1 protein-coding gene and 1 pseudogene (1 of these 2 only partly in view) are annotated in these 7,086 nt (G+C 71.3%); both read left to right on the forward strand.

Annotated features, from left to right (window positions below; genetic code table 11):
• Positions 1–239: 239 nt before the first annotated feature.
• Positions 240–1,910, forward strand: a complete 1,671-nt coding sequence (locus FrCorBMG51_RS01115) for an Hsp70 family protein (protein WP_047221311.1) — start codon at positions 240–242, stop codon at positions 1,908–1,910.
• A 4,299-nt stretch (positions 1,911–6,209) separates the two neighbouring features.
• Positions 6,210–7,086, forward strand: a pseudogene (locus tag FrCorBMG51_RS01125) (HpcH/HpaI aldolase/citrate lyase family protein) (it continues 337 nt past the right edge of the window).

Raw genomic sequence — 7,086 nt, forward strand, 5'->3', positions numbered from 1 at the left:
GTCACCTAACGATGTCCTACTAGAGGGCCGACAACAGCAGAAGGCCGACAAAGAGGGCCAACAACCGCGCGGCCATGGTTCCCGGCGCCCGGTTCCCCGCCGAATCCGGGCGCCGGGAACCGGCCCGGCCGGCCCAGGAGGTCTGGTGCCCCTGGCCGACGGGGGTCGCGGGCAGCGCGATCTGTTCTTCGTGTGCTCGGGCCCTGGGCGGTGGCCGCAGTTTGGCGGAGGGAAGCTACATGACGCGGACGAAGGTGTTCGGGATCGACCTGGGAACGACGTACTCGTGTATCGCCCAGGTGGACGAGTACGGACGCCCGGACGTCATCCGTAACATCGAGTCGCAGCCGACCACACCGTCGGTGGTGCTCTTCGACGAGTCGGCCGACGGCGACGTCAGCTTCGTCGTCGGCACGCAGGCCAAGCGGCAGGCCCGGATCCGTCCGGACGACGTGGCGAGCCTGGTCAAGCGGCACATGGGCGAGGCGGACTGGCGGTTCGTCGTCCACGGCGAGGAGTACAGCGCTTCCGCGGTGTCCAGCCTCGTGCTCAAGGCCCTGGCCGCCGACGCGCGGCGGGTGACCGGGAACCCGGTGACCGACGTGGTCATCACCGTGCCCGCCTACTTCGGCGACGAGGAGCGCAAGGCGACGAAACTCGCCGGGACGCTCGCCGGGCTGAACGTCGTCGACATCATCAACGAGCCGACCGCAGCCGCCTTCGCCTACGGGTTCGCGCGGGGCGGCGCGGCGGAGTCCACCGTGCTGGTCTACGACCTCGGCGGCGGCACCTTCGACACCACGGTCATCCGGCTGTCGGAGAACGAGATCACGGTGGTCGCCACCGACGGCGACCACGAGCTGGGCGGCGCCGACTGGGACGCCGAGCTGGTGCGCTTCCTCGCGCAGAAGTTCGTCGAGGCGCAGCCCGACGCAGGCGACCCGCTCGACGACGTCTACGACGAGCAGGAGCTGCTGACCGCGGCGGAGGAGGCGAAGCTGGCGCTCTCGGGCCGGGAGAGCGTGGACGTGCTGGTGGTCCATGCCGGCCGGCGCACGAGCGTGACCGTCACCCGCGCCGATCTTGAGGAGATCACGGCGCCGTTGCTGCAGCGCACGCTCGACCTGACCGGCTCGGTGCTCGACCGGGCGAAGGAGCGCGGTGTCGACCACGTCGACGTCTGCCTGCTCGTCGGGGGGATGAGCAAGAGCCCCGCCATCACCCGGAAGCTGACCGAGGAGTTCGGCCTGACTCCCCGTCTCGTCGACCCCGATCTTGCGGTGGCCAAGGGCGCGGCGGTGTTCGGGCAGAAGAAGGAGCTGGAACGCCAGGTCATCGACGATCTGGTCGCGAAGGGCAGGCTCGCCGAGGGGGAGGGCCTGGAGGCGGCGGAGCCGGCCGACGTGCGGCAGGCGGCGTCCGGGGCGGCCGACAGCTTCGGGCTGGACACCACCGCCGTGGCGGACCTGGTGAAAACGAAGATCGTCAACGTGACCTCGCGCGGTTTCGGGATCTTTGCCGAGGACAGGGGCAAGACGGTCGCCGCGTTCCTGGCGCACCGCAACGACCCGTTGCCGATCGAGGTGACGCGGACCTTCTACACGGTCTCCGACAACCAGGCCGAGGTCGACATCCGCGTGTTCGAGCAGGGCACGAGCGCCGAGTCGCCCGTGCCGGAGGACAACAAGGTGATCGTTGAGGGTGCCATCGCCGGTATCCCGGGTGGCCATCCCCGCGGCACACCAGTCGAAGTCACCTTCTTCATGCGCCCGGACCAGACCATCCGGGTCACCGCCACCCATCCCGGCGCGAAGGAGCCCCTGCTCCTGCAGGTGAAGGCCGGGGTCGGCAGCGAGGCGATGCGGGACGAGGAGGGCAGGAAGGTCACACTGCTCAAACAGCGCGACTAGGGCGTGGCTGATGGAAGCCGGCCGACGGGGGCGCTGACGCGGACGGCCGGCATCCACCGGACATGTGTCCACGAAGGGTGCCCACCGGCATGGCCTGACCTGTGTGGGGTGTCACCAGGAGTGGGCAAGGTGCAGTTCTGGCCGGTACATTGCCTCGTCCAGTACATATGGTGAATGTTCCAGGCTGTGTCCAGGACGGGCACGGGCTGTACAGGCACGGGTTTCACCTGCCCCGCGGCAGGGACGGGACGAAGGTGGGACGGTGAGCGCGGCGTTCGACGGCAGTGGTTATCGCCAGCGCGTGCTGGCGGAGCTGCACCGCCGGTCCTCGTTGGATCTCGACGATCCTTTTTTCGTCGCGGCCCTCGACCCGGATGTCGTCCACACCGACGCGCAGGTACGCGAGCAGCTGGCCGCCGTCATGGCCTTCCTGCAGCGGCAGCGGAACGCGACCCGGTACGCGTCGCTCGCCGCGACGCTGGTGCGGCGGCGGGCGGAGTGGGAGGCGCCGCTGCTGGACGCCGCCACCCGTGACCAGCTCCGGGCCCGGGTACTGGCGGCCNGTACTGGCGGCCCGCCAGGCCGGGCAGGCCGAACGGCTGGCGAAGGTGGCCCGCAACCTCGCGACCGTGCGTGAGCGTTTCGGCGGGGTGCCGCGTTCCCGGGTGGCCGGGCTGCGCCGGCTGGCGGCGGCCGACGGGGTGACCACCGAGCAGTTCGACGCGGTCCTCGCCGGTGAGCAGGTGATCGAGGACGGCTGGGGGGACGGGATCGAGCCCCTCGCCGCGGGGGTACGCCGCCAGATCCGGGACCGTCTGGTCGAACTGCGGCAGCTACGGGTCGGCAACCGGGCCGCCACCGCCTCCCTGTGGGCCTTCCTGGGCGTTCCGGCCGACTCGCCGCCGGAACGGATCCGGGCAGCCTACGAGATCGCGCTGGAACGCAACCAGCGGCGTCCGCACGACCGTGAGAAGACGGTGATCGCGGACCTGCTCGCGCAGGTGCGCACCAGGCTGCTGGACGGGGATCCGGCCGCCTACACCGCCGGCCTGGTCGCGGACGCCCGGGAGGAGATCCGGGGACGGGTCGAGGAGCACATCGTTCTCGACGGCGAACTGGGACCGGCCGCGTTCGAGGGGCTGGTACGGGAGATCCTGTCGAGTGGGTCGGGCCTGTCCACGGCGCAGGCCAAGACCCTGCTGCTCGGCGTCGCCCGGGAGCTGGGCGCGGCCGTGACGACCGGGGTCTTCCTCGACTACGTGGTGTGTGCGCAGTGTTGCCGTCCAGAGCCGGTGGACGGCTCGCGGATCTGCCGTTACTGCGACACCGAGCTGTACACCGCGTGCCCCTCGTGCGGGCGGGAGACCGAGGCCGCCGCGGTGGCCTGCCGCTCCTGCGGGCGGAGCATGCGCCAGGCGCGGGAGGCCGCCGAGGCGGTGTTCGCCATCCGTCGGGCGCTGGACGCCGGCCGGGTTCGCTATGCCGGCGAGCTGCTGGCCGCCGCCCGCCCGGTGCTGGCGCTGCTCGACGGTGCCGCCGCGCGGGAGGCCGAAGAACTCGGCGCGCGGGTGCAGGCGGCGCTGGCCGCCGCCGACGCCGGCTGGCGGGCGCTGGTGGACAACCGTGAGGCCCGGCGCGCGGATGCCGCCACCGACGGGGCACGGTGGCTGGTCTCCCACGCCCGCGACGTGCCCGGCCCGGACGGGCGCACCCCCGAGGAGGTGCTCGCCGAACTCGTCGCCCATCAGGACGTCATCCACCGCCGGGTCGCCGCGGCCCGGGAGCTGCCCGCCCCCGACCAGGAGAACGCCCTGGCCGCGGTGCTCGCCACGGCGGCCGACAGCCGCGAGGCGCTGGCGGCGCTGGCCGCGCTGCCCCTCGAGCCGCCCCGGGACCTGACCGCGACCGAGCAGGACGGCGGGGTGGTCCTGCGGTGGCGCGCCTCCCTGTCCAGCGCCGCCCCGGTGTCCTACCGGGTGGTCCGCCTGTTCGGGGACGCGAGCGACCCGGAGCGGGTGGTCGCGCCGGAACACAGCCTGGGCACCACCGGGTCCACGGAGCTCGTCGACGCCGGAGTGCCGGTGGGGGTGATGGTCCGCTACGAGGTGACCGCGATCGTCGGCAGCCGACGGTCGGTACCGGTACGCACACCCGGGCTCGTGGTCATGCGGGACGTCACCGAGCTGCGCGCGGAGCAGATCGGTGACGCGGTGAAGCTGTCCTGGCGCCTGGACGGTCCGGTGGACGCGGTCACGATCGAGCGGACCGTGGACGAATCGTCGCCGGTGCGGCTTCCGACGCGGCGGACCAGGGCGAACGCCGGTCAGTACGTCGACTCCGCCGTCCAGGCAGGTGTCACATACCGTTACCAGGTCTACGTCGAGTTCCATGACGCGGACGCTGTTCCCGCGCGTACGGACGGGGCGTCGACCATGGCGACGGTGATACCGCGTCCACCGGCGATCCGTGATCTGCAGGTCACCACCGCCGCGGGCCGCACCATGCTGCGCTGGAACGCGCCGGCGGGCAGCGAGGTGCGGATCTACGCGGTGCCCCCGAACGATCCGCAGCCGAGCTCGCAGTCGGGTCTGTCGAGCTCGCCGCCGGGGCATCCGCTCGCGGTCGAGGACACCGAGGTGGACCTGGCGCGGATCGCCGATCCGGCCCGGCTGGTCGGGTCCAGTGACAGCGGCCACCTGGTCGATCTGTCGGCGGCCGGCGAGCTGGAGTACGTCCCGGTGACCGTACTGGCCGGCCGGGCCGTGGTCGGCAGGGCGGTACGGCACCTGATCGTCGGGGAGATCACGGAGCTGCGTGCCGACGACCGCGGCGAGGAGATCGTGCTGTCCTTCCGGATGCCGCTGGGGATCACCGAGGCCCGGGTCCTGTGGCGTCGGGACCAGCTGCCGACCGGGCCCGACGATCCCGAGGCGGACCAGGCGAAGGTCACCAACACGAGCCTGGAGATAAAAGGCGGCTGGCACCTGGCCGCGCCGTCGGACGGCTCGGCGTATTTCATCGCCTGCTATCCGCTGGTGCATATCGGCGGGACGCTGACCGCGGTACCGCCGGGAACGGGCATCCTGGCCCGGCCGGCGGTCCGGGCGGAACAGGATGCCCGCCCGAATCCGCCGCTTCGCGTGGACGTCTCGGCCCCGGCAGCGGGTGGCCAGGAGGGCTGGCGGGCCGCGCACCCCTCGACACATCCCTCGACATCCGCGGATCCCGCGGATCCAGCGGCTGCCGGAGACCAGCAGGCTGCCGGAGACCAGCGGGCTGCCGAGGACCGGCAGGCTGCCGGGAGCGCGGGGGCTTCCGCGGACCCGCCGACCGGGGCCAGTTCGCTGGTCCAGCCGGACCAACAGCCACAGCAGGAGCAGCCCTACCAGGGGCAGCCACGGAAGGAGCAGCAGCCACAGCAGCCACAGCAGGAGCAGCAGGAGCAGCAGCCGCAACAGGAGCACCAGCCGCAACAGCAACAGATGCGGGAGGATGCGGCGATGGTCAGTTATATGGTGGCCCGGGTGGGCTGGCGTCGTCGTACGCTGCGTGTACAGGTGCGCGCGGAAGGGCTCCTGCCCGAGCTGCTGCTGGTCGCCCGGTCCGGAACGACCCCGCCGCAGACCAGGGAAGACGGGCAGGTGCTCGCCCGGGTACCCGCCCGTGAGGCGGCACACGCACACGGTGAGCACACCGTGGAGGTCCCGCTGGACGGCGCGCGGCTGCCGTGGGGTGTCCGGCTGCTTCCGGGCCCGGACGCCGCGCAGATCGTGCTGCGGCATCCTCCGGACGACGCCCTGGTGCTTCGCTGAACCCGCCCGCCGGCCTGTCACGTGTACACATCTCGCTATTGCGCGTTGTGCATAACGCGCAATAGCGAATGGATCGGCAGCGAATAGATTACGCGGCGGGTAATCGGATAACGCGCGTCCGGCACGATACGTCGTGCTCACGGTCACCGGCCAGCGGCGTGGTGTATGCGGGCGCCCGGCGTGAGCGGTGGCTGGGCGCGGATGACTGTTTGATCCGCCATGTTGATCCGCCCTATTGATCCATCGGGCTGGTCGACCTGCCCTGATGCCCTGCCGCGGGCAGTCGACGGCCCGGCCACCAGTCGGTGGCGATCTCGTTCGCCACGGTCGCGGTTGTGTGAAAACAGGTTGTCCGGTTGATGACAACAGTGTGCGGAATTTCGGAACCAGCGGCTGTGGCTGTAGGTTCTGGCCAGTCCGGCGCCCACAAATGACGACGTGCGGCCGCCCCGATCAGTGAACGGTCCGACGACAGGGGGTTCGACCGGTGCGTCACTTCGGTTTCCTGGCCGCGGACCGGGCGGATGCGCTGTTTCACCGCCTGCCCGAGGAGATCCTGCCGGCTGCGGACCGCCTGTTGGTGGCAACGGCGCTCGGGGCGACCCTTTACGCTCCGGGCACCCGCCCGACACTGGCCGCGGACGTCCGCCGCCAGGTGTCCGCCGGGGTGACGTCGATGGTGCTCTGCCTGGAGGACGCCATCGCCGACCACGAGGTCCCCGCGGCGGAGGCGAACATCATTGCTACGCTGCACGACCTGAGTGAGAATCCGCCGGCCAGCGCGGGCGGGCCGCCGTTGCTGTTCGTCCGCGTGCGTGACACCGATCAGATATCGCGCATCATCGCGCGGCTCGACGTCGACGCGTCGGAGATGCTCGGCGGTTTCGTGCTGCCCAAGTTCGATCCCGAGGGCGGCGTGGCGGCGCTGGCCGCGGTCACGCAGGCCTCCGACCGGCTCGGCCGGCCGCTGTGGGCGATGCCCGTGCTGGAAAGTCCTCAGATCATCTTTCGCGAGACCCGGGAGCGGACGCTGCTGGGCGTGCACGACCTCGTCGACAAGCACGACGACATCGTTCTTGCCGTGCGTATCGGCGCGACCGATCTCTGCGGCCTGTTCGGGCTGCGCCGGGACCGCGATCTGACCATCTACGACATCGCGGTGGTGCGCGACTGCATTGCCGACATCGTCAACGTGTGCGGCCGCGGCGGGGAGCACGTGGTGAGCGGGCCGGTCTGGGAGTACTTCGCGCAGCCGGAACGGCTTTTCGTCAGCTCGCTGCGGGTCACGCCGTTCGAGGAGGCGGACCTCGTCGACGACAGCGCGGACGGCGCGCGGATGCGGTCCCGGCTCGTCTCCGCCGATC

Source organism: Protofrankia coriariae, from assembly GCF_001017755.1.
GTDB lineage: Bacteria > Actinomycetota > Actinomycetes > Frankiales > Frankiaceae > Protofrankia > Protofrankia coriariae.

What these genes read in the sequence shown, in the direction of transcription:
- FrCorBMG51_RS01115 (WP_047221311.1), top strand. Translation starts at nt 240, where the DNA reads ATGACGCGGACGAAGGTGTTCGGGATCGACCTGGGAACGACGTACTCG.